Raw genomic sequence first — 17,149 nt, 5'->3', positions numbered from 1 at the left:
GGCTCAATTGTGCAAGGAACGACAACATGCCATTCGAGATCAGACCTTGGGAAGCGATTGTCGAGAACTACGGATGCACAATTCTCCTCGGCAACGGTGCCAGCATTTCCGTCAATCCGAGTTTTTCGTATACTTCGCTGCTTCAGCATGCCACTGAGCAGAACTTGCTTCCCGACGATGCTCAGCAGTTATTCAATTTCTTTAAGACCAACGACTTCGAACTGGTTCTTCGGATCGTCTGGCAAGCCTCGAACGTCAACCGTTCGCTACGAATACCGGATGAGCGGACCCATGCCACCTACGTCGCTCTTAGGGACTGCCTCATCCAGACAGTCCGCGACATTCACCCGGAGCACGGGGCAGTAAGCGCTCATCTGCCGACCATCTACCAATTCCTGAAGCGATTCCAAACGGTTATCTCGCTCAACTACGACCTTGTTGTGTACTGGGCTATAACCTACGGTTTAGACATCGACGACCAGCATGCGTTTAAGGACTGCTTCGTGGGAGGTGGTACCTTCAACGATGACTGGCAGCGATTCAGGCAGCCGATCCGAGGAGAGCGTTCAACCTCCCTTGTTTTCTATCCGCATGGCAGTCTGGTGTTGTGTCGAAACTTGGTGGAACAAGAACGCAAGATCCACAACCTTCAGGACGGGTTACTGGAGGCGGTCCTGCAATGCTGGCAAGACGGTCAGGTCGTGCCTTTGTTCGTAAGTGAGGGAACTTGGTCGCAAAAAATTACTTCCATCCAGAACAGCTACTACCTCTCCACCGTCTACAGAGAGGTCCTGAAATCACAGCGGGACACCCTAGTGGTCTACGGCTGGGGCTTCGCCGAGCAAGACATTCATCTCCTGCAGCGCATGAACGGCACGGGCATCAATCGTGTAGCGGTATCAGTATTCCGAGGCGATCAGGCATACTGCAACCGGGTCTTTCAGATAATCCATGATGTGTTAGGAGCGCACGTCGAAGTGGAATTCTTCAACAGCGAAAGCCCCGGCTGCTGGATTCACCCGCCCCATCAAGAACCACGCCCAGCCGGATAGCGCGAAGCGGAGCCCCTTATGCCATCAATACTAGACCGGTTCTATGAGCGAACCGCTCATCTGAATGCCTTGCTGGACACCAATCCTGCCGAGGCGGTAAAACAGGCCCGGGAGATCAATCTCCATCTCGATACAGATGAGCGATTCAACCTAATGGGTCTGCGCGCAGCGATCCTAGTCGATGGCGGAGCGTTAACTCGGCAGCAAGATGCGATTGAGGAAGGGCTCGCGCTGTTTCGTGACCTTCACAGCTCATTTCCAACTGCTGACGTCACCTATAACTTGGCCAATGGACTGGTCGCCGCGACAGGTTTCCCGCCACATAATGAAAATTGGTTGAACCATCAAGAGTTAACTAGAGCGCGTCGCGCAGAAGCACGACAATGCTTCTGGAAAGTCGCTCAGGATCAGGATGCCGACTCAACGCTGCGAACCCAAGCTTGGACAAATATTGCCAACCAGTTCAGCAACAGCTATCGGCTTGGCGAAGCCCAAGATGGATGGCTTGCCGCGCTAGAAATTGATCCAGAGAATGGAGTGGCTGCAAGTTCCGCCGCCCGCAATCTGCTTTGGCTTTATGAGCGCGGTGGCTGCTCGGAATTGACGCGCATCGAGGCGCTCATGCTAGCCAAGATTGCGGATCGGCATAGGGATCGAATCATCCAATATGCTGGCGCACAGGCCGCAGAACAGATCGCAGCGTTCGCATGCGAATTGGGAGATCCGCCACCGCGATCTCCACACAAAAATCCGTTCATCACATGGGCCGAACGTGAACGCCTGACACTTGCGCCAGTCGTGGAACTCATCGACCCCACCATGGGCAAACTGGACTGGCTCATGCTTCCCGGAATTGTGGAGCGAGAGCCCGGTACAGACGGGATGCCCCCGCCAGTATTCGCCATGTTCAACATGCTGAAGAGCGACTTCATCCTAGCGCGTGACTTGTTATGGCGAGCTGTCGATGAAAGCGTGTGGCCTGCGACGGGCCGATTTGGAGACACTCTCGACTATGCCACCTATGGCCCAGATGCGTCAGCGCTCATCTTAGCGCACCGGACGGCTCTCGACCTGCTCGACAAGGTGGCAGTAGCGGCAAACCATTACTTCGAGTTTGGGCTACCGCCAGATAAGGTCTACTTTGGCAAACTATGGCGAGGAGGCCCTGACAGGGCGACAGGCATACGCCCACTCAACGCAAAGGTGGAACAGGCGATTCGTGGAGGCACCAGTGCCCTATATGGCCTTGTTGAGCTTGCCGACGACTACGACAGCAGCGCGGGAATCCTGCGTTCTCAAAAGGACCTCCGCAACGCCGGCACACATCGATTCGTGGTGCTGCATGACCTTGGCGACCCTGCACATAGCAGGCAGGCACCTGAAATTGAACATCATCGACGGGAGCCGTTTACCCAAGAGGCATTGCGTGCTTTACGTGTTGCCAGGTCGGCCATTCAAATGCTTGTGCTATCGATTTCACAGCACGAGCAAGGTTTGGTAGAGCGGACAGAGGGCCTTATTGGGTCGCTGCTCGTCCCCGACCACGACTGGATTCGTGGACGCGACGACGAAACGTAAATACACCATGTGCAAGAATATGAACGCAAAGTTTAGAGTAGTCGCTAACGGATACAAAAGAGGTACAAGCATAAACGAAAAAGAAACCGAAGAGGCGATTGCAGATAGTCGCGCCGTTACGGCTGGCCCGGTACGCTATGTATCGGCGTCCTCCGACCTCACAGCATCTACCGAATCCGTGACCATCAGCCGCAACAGAATTGCCAGCTCGGCGGGATCACCATTACGGCGGACTTCGGCTAGCAATTCGGCCGCATAGGACGGATCTGCGCGGAAGTGCTCAGCCATCGCTGCATCATGCGATCTGTCTTTCATTGGTGCCATCCTCCTTTTTCCAGTGACGATAAAGCATGCGGCAAGCCAAGACAATTTCAGCGTCTGCATTTTGGATTGCACAACCCAAAACTTATGTCAGATCGTTAGACCTGCCTTCTGGTCGCTTCTTGCCACACTGAGGCATTACCGACGCCGACTTGCTTCCCTCACGAACTTGAATACCCTTCTGGCCGTACACCTCGGCCTGAAAGGCCTTCTCCATTTCCTTTTGCTCGGCCGTCTCGCGGCGCATTTGCTCCATCGCCGGATCGGTGAACGTGACCTTGAGGCCGTGCATACCGGCGAGCTGGGCGACTTCAAGCCGGAACTCGTCCGTGCCTTCCACGATGAGGGCTTGGCCCTCGAACCGCTTAGATGCCAGTTCGAGCGCTACCAGTGCCGCGCCGGTCGTGGCTTTCTGCGCCTGAACGTGCGTCTTCCGGTCGATCACCATGCCGCCGTCGATGGTGCTGTACGCCATCGTCCCGTCTTTCCGGGCCTTGGGCTTGAGCTTGTCGAGAACAACAGCCTTGGCCTTGTCGGCCCGGTCGGCGGTCAGTAGCTCTCCGTTCCAGCGGCGTGTCCGTTCCTTGCGGTCGCGTAGTACGGCCAGCGCCTCGGCGTTGCCGCGCTCGGCCTGCTGCGTCAGCCAGTCGGCCCAAGTGGGCATCGTCGTCTGTTTGAACAGCGCCTGACGGCGAGCGTCTGCGCTCTGCCGGTTCTTTTGGCGCGAGGCGTCGGCCTGCTGTTTGATAGTGCCGTACATCAGGCGTTTGGTCGGCCCCTTGCCCGCGACCTTCAAAAGCATTCGCTCTGTCTGGCTCCACTGCCTCACCTGCGCATTGAAAGCCGCACTCTCGCGCTTGATCTGGTCGAGGCCCTGACGGCGGGCCAGAATGGCCGCCTGTCGCTCGCGCTGGTACTGGTTGAACAGGCCCGCTGTCGTCGGGTTATCCGGCCGCCGGGGTCGTGGCTTGTACCGCTTGCGGTTCGCCTTCGCCTCGGCCTGCCGTTCGGAAGGCTGGAACGGGCCAAGACGGTCAGTTAGGGCCTTCATGGAAAGGTCGCGGCCGACGTTGCTGGCCTTCGCCCAAATGCCTAAATCCGGCTCGCCGATGACAAGGCCAGCGCCGCGCTGGCGAACCTCTAGGCCGTGCTCGGCCGCTGCGTCGTGTAGCTCCTGCCAGCTCGTCGCCTGTCGCATCGCCGGGGCCAGCTCGCGGGCCGCGTACCCGGTCAGAGTCTCGATGCCGGACTGCGCCTCCACGCTGGCCACCTTCGCGCCGATGCGGACTGGCTCCGCTTTATCTACTGACTGCCTCTGTAGACGGGCATCCGACAGCTTGCGCAACCCGTTCAGGGTTTTCGCTTCGGGAGGCTCCGATATGCTGAGGTCGTAAGCGTTTCTAAGGTGTTTACGGAATAGGCTATGGCGCTGCTCTGGGGCTTTCGCTGGCAACAGCTCAATGTCGCGGTTCTGATACCGCTGCTTTGCCTCCAGACCATGAAACGTTCTTTGCAAGCCATGCTTTACCTCAAGACGCTCACAGGCCTCCATCAGGCGGAACTGATCGTAATAGGGTTCGATGTTCTGTAACCCGGTCGGGTGCACCTTGTTGATGGCCACATGCACATGCAGGTTATCAGTGTCGATATGAACCGCTGATACACGCTGGTGCTCATCGAGGCCGATGGCAGCGCATAGTTCGTCTTCAATGGCGTGCAGCGTCTCAAGGTCTGGCTGCTCGCCGGGCGGGAAGCAATAGACAAAGTGGTAGGTCTTTTCCGCCTTCGACCTGGTGTTAGCCGCTTGCGTGGTTTGGATTAAGATTGCGGCATCTGCCGGATCATCCGTGCCGCAGTTGGTAACGCGGTAGCTGGCGACCTTCTCGCCTTCGGTCGTGCCATTGGCGGAATCCAGAATGTAATCGGCCGTGCGCTCCCAGCTCGTCGGGTCAATGCCGCCCTTGGCCGCCACCATATACTTGATTAACCGGGCTGGGCTTGAGGCCTTGCGTTCACGGTTGATGCGATGTGCGATCATTTGGAAATCTTCCCCATGAGCGTCCGCATGTCCTCTTGGATTGCGCGGAAATCCATCATCATCGCTTCTACGTCAATCGGTCGCGCGCCCTGACCGCGTTTCTCAGCGAGCCACAATTTCAGCAATCCGGCCACCCGGCCCAGGTCGCCATTCACCTTTGCCAACTGGCGGACAGCTTCCAAATCGGCCCGTGAACCTATAGGTAGATTCAGCCCAACAGCGCGAAGGAAAGCGGAATTCGACAATCCCGCCTGATCGGCCCTTTCGGCTAACTCTTTTTTCTCATCAATGCTGACCCAAACCTCAATTCGCTCCCGCCGCGGACGTGTCCCACGCGAATGCGGCTTGATAGCCTCAATCGCATTTTCACCGGCCATAAGCTTTTCCTCTTTGGTGTAAATGTCGCAGAGCGACTGACAGCCTCGCAGAGCAAGATGCCGTCGAACCGCAGGTGAGTAAGGGGCGGTGTTGGACTGGTGCGGGCTTGCCCGTACCGGTACAACACACATCTTGCCGTACTGCTCAGTGCAATTTTAGGCAATTTAACGCTAATGGCCAGCTTCGCTAACATCAGTTGCGTTCATTTTCCTATAATTGCGCTAGTTTTCCTTAAATCGCGCAGCGTCGCATTATTACGAGCGCAGAATTACGTAAAATTGCGCTAATTTTCTTTGCTTGGATATACTGGTTTTGACCGAACGTTGAGAACGGAGAAAGGCACATGACCGACCATCAAAATGCAAATACTGAACGTCGCCCTCAACGCCGTGGCCGCGCATCGTTCGTGGCGGTACTTAATGAGGTGCGGAAGGAGCACGAACGCGGGGTACCGCTGGTATGGATTTATGAGGCATTCGCGGACCAGCTCGAAATCGGATACACCCAGTTCACCAAATACGTCACACGATACATCAAGCAAGGTCAGCCAATCCTCGCTCCCTACAAGCACGACGGGAAGCGATGATCCTGTTATGGCCAAACATGCCGACGGTCGTTAGAATGCAATTACATTCAACGGCGTAAAGCCAAAATGGCACCAAAGAGGAGTGGATAAATTGGCCAGAAAGACACTTTCAGAGCGGAGAGCTGATGCGCTTTCAGAGCTTGAAACGGCAAAAGCAAGGCTGGCAAAACTTGACAATGAGGCAGCCGAAAGAATCGGAAGAATTGCAATAAAATCAGGATTGGTTAATCTTGAACTAACGGACGATCAAGTCCGGGAAGAATTCGACAGAATTGTGGAAAGGATCAGCAAGGGGAATTGATCATGAAGACAGCTCACCGCATCAGCGCATTGGCCAATCAACTCAACGAACTGCAAGCCTGCCTCGGTCGAGCCAGTGGGCGGCCTAGCAAGAGCGTTATGGAAGCCCAGCGCATTGCGGCCGAGCTGGCTTCTTTACTCGAAGAGTGGCACCTTGAAACATTGCACATCCCTGAAACAGAGCGTGACCTCTATCGCGTACAGAATCCCTATTACGCGGCCCACTGACGCCACGCACCGGCTTATCAAAAGCTCACTTCGGTGGGCTTTTTTTGTCCGCAAAAAGTATCAAAACGGACAGCTAAGCCCGTTCCGCTCGTCATGAAAAACGCGATCAAAATCATAGTGTTGAGAAACAATCTCTTGAAGATTGACGGGCAGTTTACGGACATAAATCATTGAATTATATGCGGATACAAGATTATCCGCATATTTAAAACCGCTCCATATCGGTCAATAATTAAACCTCGGATGATGACAAAATGAGGTATTCGGTATGGAAATGGAATCGCAAAAAACGTCAGCTTATGCTGCCCGAAAATTCGGTCGAGACGCGGCGCTCGCTCTAGCAATAGCAAACGCAGGCCTTGGTGTAAGTCTCTACATGGCACCGGCTCCGGCCTATGCCATCTACTGCTCGAACTGCTCGACGTTCTATCAGCAGATGTACGAGTACGCCGAAGCGGTGAATACGCAACTGAACACCGCGCAGCAGTTGCAGACGCAGATACAGCAGTACGACAACATGATTAGGCAGGGCATGTCGCTGCCCAGCCGCATGTTCAACACCATCACAGGCGACCTCCAGCGCGTGGCCAGCGTCTACAACTCGGCGCAGTCGCTCGGCCGCAACATCAGCAATCTGGACGAACAGTTTCGCCAGCAGTTCAAGGGCTATGACAGCTATCTGAACTCGATTGGCCAAGGGCAAAACAACATGCCGCAGCGCTATCGGGACTGGGCACAATCCGGCTTCGATAACGCCCGCACGGCCATGCAGGCCGCTGGCGTAAATACCAGCACATTCGAGGATGAGAACGCGCTGCTGGATCAGTTGGTGAGCCGTTCGCAGTCGGCCATTGGCCGTCAGCAGGCCATTCAAGCCGGGAACGAGATTGCGGCGCAGAACGTGCAGCAGCTCCAGAAGCTGCGCGATCTGGTAGCCACACAAATCACACTGCAAGGCAACTACATGGCGCAGCAAAACGAACGACAGTCCGTTAGCGATGCCTCCGAACAGCAATTCCGCAGCCGTGAAAATACACGCGGCCCGTCTGAGGGGTTCTAACCATGATGATTTCTAAGGCGCTGATTGCCGCCCTCTGTCTCGTCTCGGCCCTTGGTGGGTCGGCACTGACCGCCGTGGTCGTCACGAACGCCGCCGCCCCGGAATGCGCAGCGGTCGGCAATGGCCATCAGGATGACCAATTCCGCAGCCGCCCAAACACTCGCGGCCCGTCTGAGGGGTTCTGACTATGCGACGTACAACCGTTTTCGCACTTGTCGGCGCAGTGCTCTTGCTATCTGCAACTAGTGCGATGGCTGCCGGGGTCGATTTGGCGCAGAGCAACACGTCTATGAACAGCCTTCTGCGGCTGATTCAGAACGCTTCAAACCAATGGGCACCGCGCCTGCATGACTACGCCTTGTGGCTCTTGGGATGCCTTGCCGTCATCCAGTTAGTTTGGACTTTTGCTCCTTTGGTCATGCGCGGAGCTGAACTGGGCGACCTCCTCCATGAGCTGGTGAAATACATCCTCGTGATAGGGTTCTTTTATGCGATGCTCGATCACGCGACCGAGTGGGGCGGGGCCATCGTCAACAGCTTCCGGCAGGCCGGGGCGCACGCGGCAGGGTTGGGTAGTGCGGAGCTGATGCCGGGGGATATGTTCTCAACTGCTGTGGACTTTTCACGGCAGGTGTTGACGGCCGGTGTGTCGATGTTCAGCCCAATCACATCGGTTGTAGTGGCCGTATCTGCATTGATCGTCCTGATGTGTTTCACGTTTATAGCGGCTCTGGTGTTCGTGACGCTCGTAGAGGCCTACGTCATCATCAATGCCGCCGTCCTGTTCATGGGTTTCGGTGGCTCTCAATGGACACGCGAATATGCACTGGCTCCCATTCGCTATGCCGTTGCGGTAGGTGCCAAGCTGTTTGTCCTGACTCTGATTGTGGGTCTGATCATGCAGGTTTCCGCAGAATGGTCGGCAGCCTACACCAACGACGAAGCGTCGTTGATGACCTTGGTCGGCCTGTCTTTGGTGTGCGCCTACCTGACCAAAACCATCCCTGAACTGATCGGCGGCATGATTAGCGGCACGTCGATGGGCGGCGGCTCTACAATTGGGGGCATGGCCGCAGCCGGTGCAGCCGGTGCGGCGGCCGCAATCGCTACTGTTGCAACATCTGGGGCAGCAGCCCCGGCTGCTGGAGCACTAGGGGCCGCGGGAACAGGCGGAGGCGCTGCCAGTGCCGCGGGTGGTGGACTGGCCTCCGCATTGAACGCCAGCATGGCAGGCGGCAGTACCGCAGGGGGCATCGGCGGTGCGACGGGCGTCGGCAGCGCTGGAATTGGCGCAAGCACAGGAGGGGGCAGCGGTGCGACCGCAAAGGCCGCAGGTTCTCGCGTCGGGGGTGGTGCTGCGTCAGGATCGGCGAATCCAGTGTCGGCGGCCGCTTCGCCTGCTAGCCAAGAATCAGGCAGCGGCTTGAAGCAAGCCGCCAAACAGGCCGGAAAAGCTGCGAAGGGTGGTGACGACGATATGGATCAGCAAGCCGTCGCGCAGCAACGGCAGATGACACCAAAAGAAGGGACTGGCGGCAACGGCAAGACTGTTGCGCAGGGCGCCGAGGTGGCCACACGGGCGCTTGGCGTGCTGGGCGCTATCAGCGTACCCGGCATGGAAAGCTCCCACGGGCTTTCGCTCGGGGGCACCGGATCTCCCCCTCCAGTCCCCGGCAGTGACAGTCCAGCGTCTGATGACGGCGCTGAGTCGACTGCACAAGCGGAATCCAACATTATTCGTCCGGCATCGGACACCACTAGCACCGGAGACGTCGGCGCGCTCAATGTGCCCGGCATGGCCTCTAGTGTTAACTCTCAATCGGAGACGTAATCATGATGAACGATATATTTTTTGGCCTGATGATGCTCGGTGGCTTTTTTGTTCTCGGTATTGGTATGTGGGCGCTTGGCCAGTGGCTGCGACGCAAAGGCTTCGGCCCGCAGCTCGATGCACTGGATAAGCAGTACACGGCACTACAGCATCGTGTGAACCGATTGGCTCTGCCTGCCGCTGCGCATTTCTACGGTGGCATGGGTATGCTTAATCGCATGCCACTTTTCGGCAGCAAGAATCAGGTGGTACTGGTAGAGCGTGTGAGAATGGCCATCCTTCAGATGGAAGAGGAAGAACGGCAGCGAGGTAGGGGCATCAATCGCTGACGCGCACAGCCAGCTCCATCACCCACAACCCCGCCTGAGTGCGGGGTTTTGTTTTCCTGCCGCTGCTTCTCCGTCTATTACACACCGCAAAAACGACCTGTATCGCGCTGTGAAAAGTTTTCACACATGACAGCCACAACCAAATTCCGACACTGAAAAAAAGCCGCTACGGCCCATACTGGAGGGATTTTGGACGCTTTCGCAGGTCGTTAGAGGCCTTATGTCGGTTTTGGCCCTGCCCTTCCCTTTTTGGTGCCTGATCGTCTTTTTGCCGGTTTCAACGGCTCGACCAGGGGCTGCGACCGGTGGGTAATCCACGGAACTAGCCGCGACGGCAGGCCCGCCCTACCTTTTTTGGTGCCCAACGGCCGTAGGCCGACCAAGAGCAGCAAGCGATGAGCTGCGCCATCAAGGCGCGGCGCTTAGCGCGGATGTTGGAGATTCTTAGAGAATCTTGAATGGAATTTGCGAACGGCCCGCAAAGGCCCGCCGTTGCTGGGTTTTCAGAAACTGGCCGGGTGCCGTTAAACAGGGGGTTGGGTACTGTTAAACAGGGGGTGAGGTGCCCTTAAACAAGGGGGAGCAGCGTTACGGTCGGATGCCTTGGGTCGCTCGTTTCCCATTTGCCCTTAGCGTACTCGTCCAGCCTCCAACCCACGGCAGCAAGCTCGGCCAGCGCCTTGGGGCGGAGCGAACGCCTTTCATGAGGGAGGGGAGCTGCCGCGAAGCGGTGGGAACCCCGCAGGGGGGCACGCTTTTGGATCGTGGCGCGATTTCGTACGAATAGGAGTTCCGAACTAACGGATGGGGGCCATCGACTTATGCACAGGCAAAAGGGTTTTAAACAGTTTTATATATAGTTTTAAAAGATTTAGCGTAAAAAGAAGGAAGTTTAATATTTTAATTCAATGAATTACGCGCGATGCCGGTTCCTAATAGACGGATACCAGTTCCTAATAGACGGCGAAACGGTTCCTAATAGACGGTTTCAGGTTCCTAATAGACACTCTATCCACAACGTGGCGGGTTGTTCCCAGTTTGTCCGCCAACTGTCCGTCAATCAAAATGAAAAAAGCCCGCAACGGGGCTCTTTTGCGATCTCACTCACCGTCTATTAGGAACCGCCCAGCGGTTCCGACGAGGAATTGCGGTGCCTCATGACCAGTAGAGGGCCATCCTTCCCCGCTTCTTCGCACAAGGCATATTCAGGCAGGTCATCGGCTTTGATGATCCCGCGAAGGAAGAAACAGAATTTTTTGAACGAGCCACCGCTTCCACTGCGTTCGTAAAGGGTCTTGAAAGCCCATTTAGCGCTATCCCTGCCTGCGGCACGGCGAGCCAGTCGGTAGATAAAGCGTCCTATGCCCGGCTCGATCAGAAAGTAGTCCCGGTGTACTGTAAGTACCTCCGGCCGCTTGCCCTCGGTGACTTCTCGATAAATCCACTCCGGGGCTTCAATCTCGACAGAACTTATCTTCTTGGTGTCCGTGCGTGACAGAACACGATAGCGCGCGATCAGCCCCTCGGCTTCGGTTGCCCGGAACTTGCCGCTTTCGCGCACTGTCTTGATGGTAGTACCCCGCAACCGATCTAGCGCGGCTTCCACTCCCTTAACCTGACTACTACCGTTACCACGTCGGGCAAATCTGAGGATGTCGCTAACATGCAGCCGAAACACTCTCCCCGGCTTGCCACCCTTTCCTTCTCGATAGCGGTTCATAGCTTCGGTCAAGTGAGACACCATCATCAGCACAATGTCGTAGTCCCAAACGGAGGCCATTCCGTGCGCTCCTGCGGACACTTCCACGTATCCATCCGGCAGGTCGTAGCGGATCAGTTCTCCGGCTCGCTTGTCCTTCTTGGATAAACGGAACACGGCCACATCCATGACGCTGCGATTGTCGCGGCCGCCCACGTCATAAAGGCTGGGCGCAAAAAAATCTGGCTGAGCGTCGCCTTGTGGAGGCTTGCGGACAAGTGACAACGCTTTGTCCCGCTCTTTTGCCCTTTCCATCTGTTCATGCACGGTCGAGACGTTAGACGGTCTACCGCGTTCAGCAGCCGGAGTTCGGTCACTGTTCCGCTTCCTGATATTTTCAAGGCGTTCCAGTAGCCCGCCAGAGTCGCCTATTACCGCGCCTATGGGCTTAAGACCGCTGTTTCGGCTACTCATGCACGGCCCAACCGGAGCTGTATTAAGCCCAGTACAAGCGGTCTACTCGTAAATGTCGCCTGCAAGTTGGCCGCCACAATTCAGGCCCCCATTCCGGGACGAGGGGCCGGGCTGGAATGTTTGCACGCATCAATCCATGCCTCGACCTCCGCCAAATCCCACACGACCTTGCGGCTACTGAGCGCAATGCGCTGAGGAAATTTACCCTGCTTTTCAAAGTTGTAGATCGTGCGCTCGCACAGCGGAATCATCTCCAGCAGTTGCTTTTTGCTAATGAGAACTTTACTTGCTCTCCTTAATTCTTTTTCCACACCGAATACCTCGTTTTGTCATCATCCGAGGTTTAATTATTGCTACACAATTCTGGTAAATTCCAGCATCCATGATCATATTTTTTCAATTAAATCAATTGCTTAGTGTCCTTAAATTCAACGTTTGACGGACAATCTTGATAACGCAAACCGCTGTTTTACTTAGGTTTGTAATAGGCACTTAAAGCCAATTTATCGCGTCCGGAAATTCATACGTTTTGCGGACAAAAAAAGCCCACCAAAGTGGGCATTTCGCGACAAAAAGCAGGTCTCAAGGCTCCGAATCAGTCCTTGGGGCGGCTCTTCCTGATTGTCCACTCGTCGATCATGTCGGCCCAATCTTGGAGCATCGCCCGGCGCTGATCGCGGTATTCAGCCTTGTTGTAGACGGCTCGAACGCCCTTCTGTTCGTGCGCAAGGCACTTCTCGATCCAGTCGGTGTTATAGCCCGCCTCATGCAGCAGCGTGCTGGCTGTACGCCGCAAGTCGTGCGGTCCAAACTTGCCAAGCGACTGCCCTTCCTTCTGCGCCAGACGGTAGGTCAGCGTGAGCACCTGATTGAGCGTGGCGCTGCTCATCGGCAAGTCTGAGTCATAACGTGATGGCAGAACGTACTCCGAACCGCCGGCGAAGGTCTTCAGTGCTATGAAAATATCCAGCGCCTGCCTCGACAGGAACACCAAATGGGGATTGCGGCGCTTCATCCGCTCCTTGGGGATTGTCCAGAGCGCGTCGGTGAAATTGATTTCGTTCCACGTTGCGTTGGTCAGTTCGCTTTTGCGAACCATCGTTAGCAACAGCAGCTTGGCAGCCGCGCGGATCGAAGGTGTGGTGCCAATGCGCTCCATGTACTGGTACATCAAGCCAATTTCATCTGGTGTCAGTGCTCGATCTCGTGGCTCAAACTTGGCGATAGTTGACGGGCGCACCAGATCGGCCGGATTCTCAACCTTCTGTCCGCGTTCGATAGCCCAGCGGAAGACCTGCATCATAATTTCGCGGCAAAGCACGGCCGTTGATGGCCTGCCTTGTTCTACGATGGCATCAGTAAGCGCCCGCAAGTCCTCGTGGGTAATTTCTATCAGTTTCCTGTTGCTGAATTTCGGCTTTAGCTCTCGCTCGTATGTTCCACGGCGCATGTCGCGGGTGGAATCTGCCATTTGATAGCCGCGCAACCACTTCTCGGCCCACGCGCCGAATGTCTCAGCATCCTTGACGCGGGCTTTGTCTCGGGCCTTCTCCTTGGCTGGAGATTTCCCTGAGGCGATCATCTTCTTGGCTTCGCCCAGCCGTTCGCGAGCTTCCGCTAGCGTGATCCCACCGACACCGTAGCGGCCGAAGGTGATGGTCTCTTGCCTGCCGTGGATCGAGTAGTTGTAGCGGAACGAAATCGAACCCGCAGGGGTGATGGCCACGTAGAGGCCGTCACGGTCATTCACTTTGTAGAGCTTGTCCTTTGGCTTGAGGTTGCGCAGCTTGGTATCAGTCAGCATGGTCGGGTTGGGTTTCCTCTCAAAAATACCATGCTCAAAAAGCCCCACAAATCCTCAAAAAACTTATTTAAGGACAATGCGTTACCTAAATTCGATACCATGAACACCCCATCAGAGGCGGCATGGTATCGAGTGCCGAACATGGCATCAGGTTCAAATCGTACCATCTACCATGCCATAGAAACGGTGTGCTTGGCGATGCGAAAATTTGCCAGACAGTGCTACGCCAAGAACGAAAAAAGCCCGCAATTACGCGGGCTTATGGGTGTTTTAATGCTATTTGGTGCCAGTCTATGCCGGACGCAGGATCACTCCCACTCGATCGTTGCTGGCGGCTTACCGCTGATGTCATACACCACGCGGGAGATACCGTTCACTTCATTGATAATGCGGTTAGAGACGCGGCCGAGGAAATCATACGGCAGGTGCGCCCAGTGCGCGGTCATGAAGTCGATGGTTTCCACCGCACGCAGGGAAACCACCCAGTCGTATTTACGGCCATCGCCCATCACGCCGACGGAGCGAACCGGCAGGAACACGGTGAACGCCTGGCTCACTTTGTTGTACAGGTCAGCTTTGTGCAACTCTTCGATGAAGATAGCGTCGGCGCGACGCAGCAGGTCGCAGTACTCTTTCTTCACTTCGCCCAGCACGCGCACGCCGAGGCCCGGACCCGGGAACGGATGACGGTAGAGCATATCGTACGGCAGACCCAGCTCCAGACCGATCTTACGCACTTCGTCTTTGAACAGCTCGCGCAGCGGCTCAACCAGCCCCATCTTCATCTCTTTCGGCAGGCCGCCCACGTTGTGGTGAGATTTGATGACGTGCGCTTTACCGGTAGCGGAAGCGGCAGATTCGATAACGTCAGGGTAGATGGTGCCCTGCGCCAGCCATTTGACGTCGTCCAGCTTCAGCGCTTCTTCGTCGAACACTTCCACGAAGACGCGGCCGATAATCTTACGTTTCGCTTCTGGATCGTTCTCGCCTTTCAGCGCGTCGAGGAAGCGCTGCTCGCCTTCGACGTGAACAATGTTCAGGCCAAAGTGGTCGCCGAACATGTCCATCACCTGCTGGGCTTCGTTCAGACGCAGGAGACCGTTATCCACGAATACGCAGGTCAGGTTTTTGCCGATGGCGCGGTGCAGCAGCATCGCGGTCACCGAAGAGTCCACGCCGCCGGAGAGGCCGAGGATCACTTTGTCATCGCCAACCTGCTGGCGGATACGCTCAACGGCGTCGTCGATGATTTTCGCCGGGGTCCACAGGGCTTCGCACTGGCAGATATCGCGCACGAAGCGCTCCAGCATACGCATCCCCTGACGGGTATGGGTCACTTCCGGGTGGAACTGCACGCCGTAGAAGCGTTTTTCTTCGTTGGCCATAATGGCGAACGGGCAGTTGTCGGTGCTGGCGACGGTGACGAAGTCAGACGGGATGGCGGTGACTTTGTCGCCGTGGCTCATCCACACGTCCAGCAACGGTTTGCCGTCCGCGGTCAGAGAGTCTTCGATACCGCGCACCAGCGCGCTGTCGTTAACCACTTCAACCTGCGCGTAGCCAAACTCACGCTCGTTAGAGCCTTCTACATGGCCGCCCAACTGCATCGCCATGGTCTGCATACCGTAGCAGACGCCAAATACCGGCACGCCGGCTTCGAACACATACTGCGGCGCGCGCGGGCTGTTCTCTTCGGTGGTGCTTTCCGGGCCGCCGGAAAGAATGATGCCGCTTGGATTAAATTCGCGGATCTGTGCTTCCGTGACATCCCATGCCCACAGCTCACAGTAGACGCCCAGCTCACGCACGCGACGCGCCACCAGCTGAGTATACTGTGACCCGAAGTCGAGAATGAGAATGCGATGTTTATGAATGTTTTCCGTCATTGACGCTAATTCCGAGGCAAGTGAAACAGAGTAAATAAATCGCCCGACGCAAGGTCGGGCGAAGAAATCAGGAGCCCAGACGGTAGTTCGGGGACTCTTTGGTGATGGTCACGTCGTGAACGTGGCTTTCCTGAATGCCCGCACCGCTGATGCGTACGAATTCAGCTTTGGTACGCAGCAGGTCAATGGTACCACAGCCGGTCAGACCCATACAGGAGCGCAGGCCGCCCATCTGCTGGTGAATGATCTCTTTCAGGCGGCCTTTATAGGCCACGCGGCCTTCGATACCTTCCGGCACCAGTTTGTCAGCGGCGTTATCGCTCTGGAAGTAGCGGTCAGAGGAGCCTTTCGACATCGCGCCGAGGGAGCCCATCCCGCGATAGGATTTGTAAGAGCGCCCCTGGTAGAGTTCGATTTCGCCCGGGGATTCTTCGGTACCGGCCAGCATGGAGCCGACCATCACTGCCGCCGCACCGGCCGCGATCGCTTTAGCGATGTCGCCGGAGAAACGGATACCGCCGTCGGCGATAACCGGAATACCGGTGCCTTCCAGCGCTTCCACCGCGTCGGAAACGGCGGTGATCTGCGGCACACCTACGCCGGTCACGATACGGGTAGTACAGATGGAGCCCGGGCCGATGCCCACTTTCACCGCGCTGCAGCCGGCTTCCGCCAGCGCACGCGCGCCTGCGCCAGTGGCGACGTTGCCGCCGATGATCTGCAGGTCCGGGTATTTCGCGCGCGTTTCACGAATACGTTGCAGAACGCCTTCGGAGTGGCCATGAGAGGAGTCGATCAGCAGGACGTCAACGCCCGCAGCCACCAGCGCATCAACACGCTCTTCGTTGCCCGCGCCGGCGCCGACCGCAGCGCCTACGCGCAGACGGCCCTGCTCATCTTTACAGGCATTCGGTTTACGTTCCGCTTTCTGGAAGTCTTTTACGGTGATCATCCCGCGCAGGTGGAAGCTCTCATCCACAACCAGCGCCTTCTCAACGCGTTTTTCGTGCATCTTCGCAAAGACCACTTCACGGCTTTCGCCTTCACGAACGGTAACCAGACGCTCTTTCGGGGTCATGTAGACGCTGACCGGCTGGTTCAGATCGGTGACGAAACGCACGTCGCGGCCAGTGATGATGCCGACCAGCTCGTTCTCTTCGGTAACCACCGGGTAGCCGGCGAAGCCGTTACGCTCGGTCAGCTCTTTCACTTCACGCAGGGTGGTGGTCGGCAGAACGGTCTGCGGGTCGGTGACCACGCCGGACTCATGTTTCTTCACGCGGCGAACTTCTTCCGCCTGGCGCTCGATGGACATGTTTTTGTGAATAAAGCCGATGCCGCCTTCCTGTGCCAGGGCAATAGCCAGACGCGCTTCCGTTACGGTATCCATGGCTGCGGAGAGCATAGGAATATTCAGACGAATGGTTTTCGTCAGCTGAGTGCTGAGATCGGCTGTATTCGGCAGAACGGTAGAATGAGCGGGAACGAGGAGGACGTCGTCAAACGTCAGGGCTTCTTTAGCGATACGTAGCATGGGCAATATCTCGACCAGGGTGGATAAATATTGCCGTGGCATTATACAGAG

At 56.4% G+C, this 17,149-nt stretch carries 18 protein-coding genes; 9 read left to right on the top strand and 9 right to left on the bottom strand.

What is annotated here, in order from left to right; translation table 11 throughout:
• Window positions 1-26: 26 nt before the first annotated feature.
• Both ACOI7D_RS06380 and ACOI7D_RS06375 read left to right on the top strand, forming a co-directional pair.
• Window positions 27-1,052, top strand: coding sequence for a DUF4917 family protein (locus tag ACOI7D_RS06380; RefSeq protein ID WP_186546493.1), 1,026 nt, complete (start codon window positions 27-29; stop codon window positions 1,050-1,052).
• An 18-nt stretch (window positions 1,053-1,070) separates the two neighbouring features.
• On the top strand, window positions 1,071-2,630 hold the full coding sequence (locus ACOI7D_RS06375) for an LA2681 family HEPN domain-containing protein (RefSeq protein ID WP_186546495.1): 1,560 nt from the start codon (window positions 1,071-1,073) through the stop codon (window positions 2,628-2,630).
• Between the two features lie 135 nt (window positions 2,631-2,765).
• Here the strand turns inward: ACOI7D_RS06375 and ACOI7D_RS06370 are convergent, their stop codons facing one another.
• From ACOI7D_RS06370 to ACOI7D_RS06360, 3 genes are all read right to left on the bottom strand, one after another.
• Window positions 2,766-2,945, bottom strand: a complete 180-nt coding sequence (locus ACOI7D_RS06370; RefSeq protein ID WP_029402309.1) for an addiction module antidote protein — start codon at window positions 2,943-2,945, stop codon at window positions 2,766-2,768.
• Window positions 2,946-3,036: 91 nt separating this feature from the next.
• On the bottom strand, window positions 3,037-4,989 hold the full coding sequence (gene traI / locus ACOI7D_RS06365) for a TraI/MobA(P) family conjugative relaxase (protein ID WP_279616158.1): 1,953 nt from the start codon (window positions 4,987-4,989) through the stop codon (window positions 3,037-3,039).
• Window positions 4,986-5,366 (bottom strand): plasmid mobilization protein, encoded by a 381-nt coding sequence (locus ACOI7D_RS06360; protein WP_186546499.1) that lies wholly within the window; start codon window positions 5,364-5,366, stop codon window positions 4,986-4,988. Before ACOI7D_RS06360 ends, traI begins: the two co-directional genes overlap by 4 nt.
• A 344-nt stretch (window positions 5,367-5,710) precedes the next feature.
• On the opposite strand from ACOI7D_RS06360, the gene ACOI7D_RS06355 reads away from it, so the two are divergent.
• The 7 genes from ACOI7D_RS06355 (at window position 5,711) to ACOI7D_RS06325 (ending at window position 9,701) form a co-directional block, all read left to right on the top strand.
• Window positions 5,711-5,953 (top strand): TraK family protein, encoded by a 243-nt coding sequence (locus ACOI7D_RS06355; protein WP_006073487.1) that lies wholly within the window; start codon window positions 5,711-5,713, stop codon window positions 5,951-5,953.
• Window positions 5,954-6,044: 91 nt separating this feature from the next.
• On the top strand, window positions 6,045-6,254 hold the full coding sequence (locus tag ACOI7D_RS06350) for a TraC family protein (protein ID WP_000101796.1): 210 nt from the start codon (window positions 6,045-6,047) through the stop codon (window positions 6,252-6,254).
• Window positions 6,255-6,256: 2 nt separating this feature from the next.
• A complete protein-coding gene (locus ACOI7D_RS06345) occupies window positions 6,257-6,481 on the top strand; it encodes a hypothetical protein (protein ID WP_000844753.1) in 225 nt (74 codons plus the stop codon).
• A 268-nt stretch (window positions 6,482-6,749) separates the two neighbouring features.
• Complete coding sequence (gene trbJ, locus ACOI7D_RS06340; protein WP_186546501.1) at window positions 6,750-7,541, top strand: P-type conjugative transfer protein TrbJ; 792 nt, start codon at window positions 6,750-6,752, stop codon at window positions 7,539-7,541.
• Window positions 7,542-7,543: 2 nt separating this feature from the next.
• Window positions 7,544-7,726: a hypothetical protein gene (locus ACOI7D_RS06335; protein ID WP_004690111.1), complete on the top strand. Its 183-nt coding sequence runs from the start codon at window positions 7,544-7,546 to the stop codon at window positions 7,724-7,726.
• Window positions 7,727-7,728: 2 nt separating this feature from the next.
• Entirely contained in the window at window positions 7,729-9,372 is a 1,644-nt protein-coding gene (gene trbL / locus ACOI7D_RS06330) for a P-type conjugative transfer protein TrbL (protein WP_244341764.1), read from the top strand.
• A 2-nt stretch (window positions 9,373-9,374) separates the two neighbouring features.
• A complete protein-coding gene (locus tag ACOI7D_RS06325) occupies window positions 9,375-9,701 on the top strand; it encodes a hypothetical protein (protein ID WP_004687419.1) in 327 nt (108 codons plus the stop codon).
• A 568-nt stretch (window positions 9,702-10,269) separates the two neighbouring features.
• Here the strand turns inward: ACOI7D_RS06325 and ACOI7D_RS06320 are convergent.
• From ACOI7D_RS06320 to guaB, 6 genes are all read right to left on the bottom strand, one after another.
• Window positions 10,270-10,359 (bottom strand): hypothetical protein, encoded by a 90-nt coding sequence (locus tag ACOI7D_RS06320; RefSeq protein ID WP_234702253.1) that lies wholly within the window; start codon window positions 10,357-10,359, stop codon window positions 10,270-10,272.
• Window positions 10,360-10,815: 456 nt separating this feature from the next.
• Window positions 10,816-11,874, bottom strand: a complete 1,059-nt coding sequence (locus ACOI7D_RS06315; RefSeq protein WP_186546505.1) for a replication initiator protein A — start codon at window positions 11,872-11,874, stop codon at window positions 10,816-10,818.
• An 80-nt stretch (window positions 11,875-11,954) separates the two neighbouring features.
• On the bottom strand, window positions 11,955-12,185 hold the full coding sequence (locus ACOI7D_RS06310; protein WP_000410046.1) for a helix-turn-helix transcriptional regulator: 231 nt from the start codon (window positions 12,183-12,185) through the stop codon (window positions 11,955-11,957).
• Window positions 12,186-12,469: 284 nt separating this feature from the next.
• Window positions 12,470-13,678, bottom strand: a complete 1,209-nt coding sequence (locus ACOI7D_RS06305; protein WP_186546507.1) for a tyrosine-type recombinase/integrase — start codon at window positions 13,676-13,678, stop codon at window positions 12,470-12,472.
• Between the two features lie 308 nt (window positions 13,679-13,986).
• Entirely contained in the window at window positions 13,987-15,564 is a 1,578-nt protein-coding gene (gene guaA / locus ACOI7D_RS06300) for a glutamine-hydrolyzing GMP synthase (protein ID WP_008803811.1), read from the bottom strand.
• Between the two features lie 67 nt (window positions 15,565-15,631).
• Window positions 15,632-17,098, bottom strand: a complete 1,467-nt coding sequence (gene guaB / locus ACOI7D_RS06295; RefSeq protein ID WP_004151980.1) for an IMP dehydrogenase — start codon at window positions 17,096-17,098, stop codon at window positions 15,632-15,634.
• Window positions 17,099-17,149: the final 51 nt, after the last annotated feature.

Source organism: Klebsiella sp. C360 (genome assembly GCF_048822415.1).
Lineage (GTDB): Bacteria > Pseudomonadota > Gammaproteobacteria > Enterobacterales > Enterobacteriaceae > Klebsiella > Klebsiella quasipneumoniae.
The sequence above is the reverse complement of the archived record's forward strand: the minus strand, read 5'-3'. Positions and strand labels throughout refer to the sequence as shown.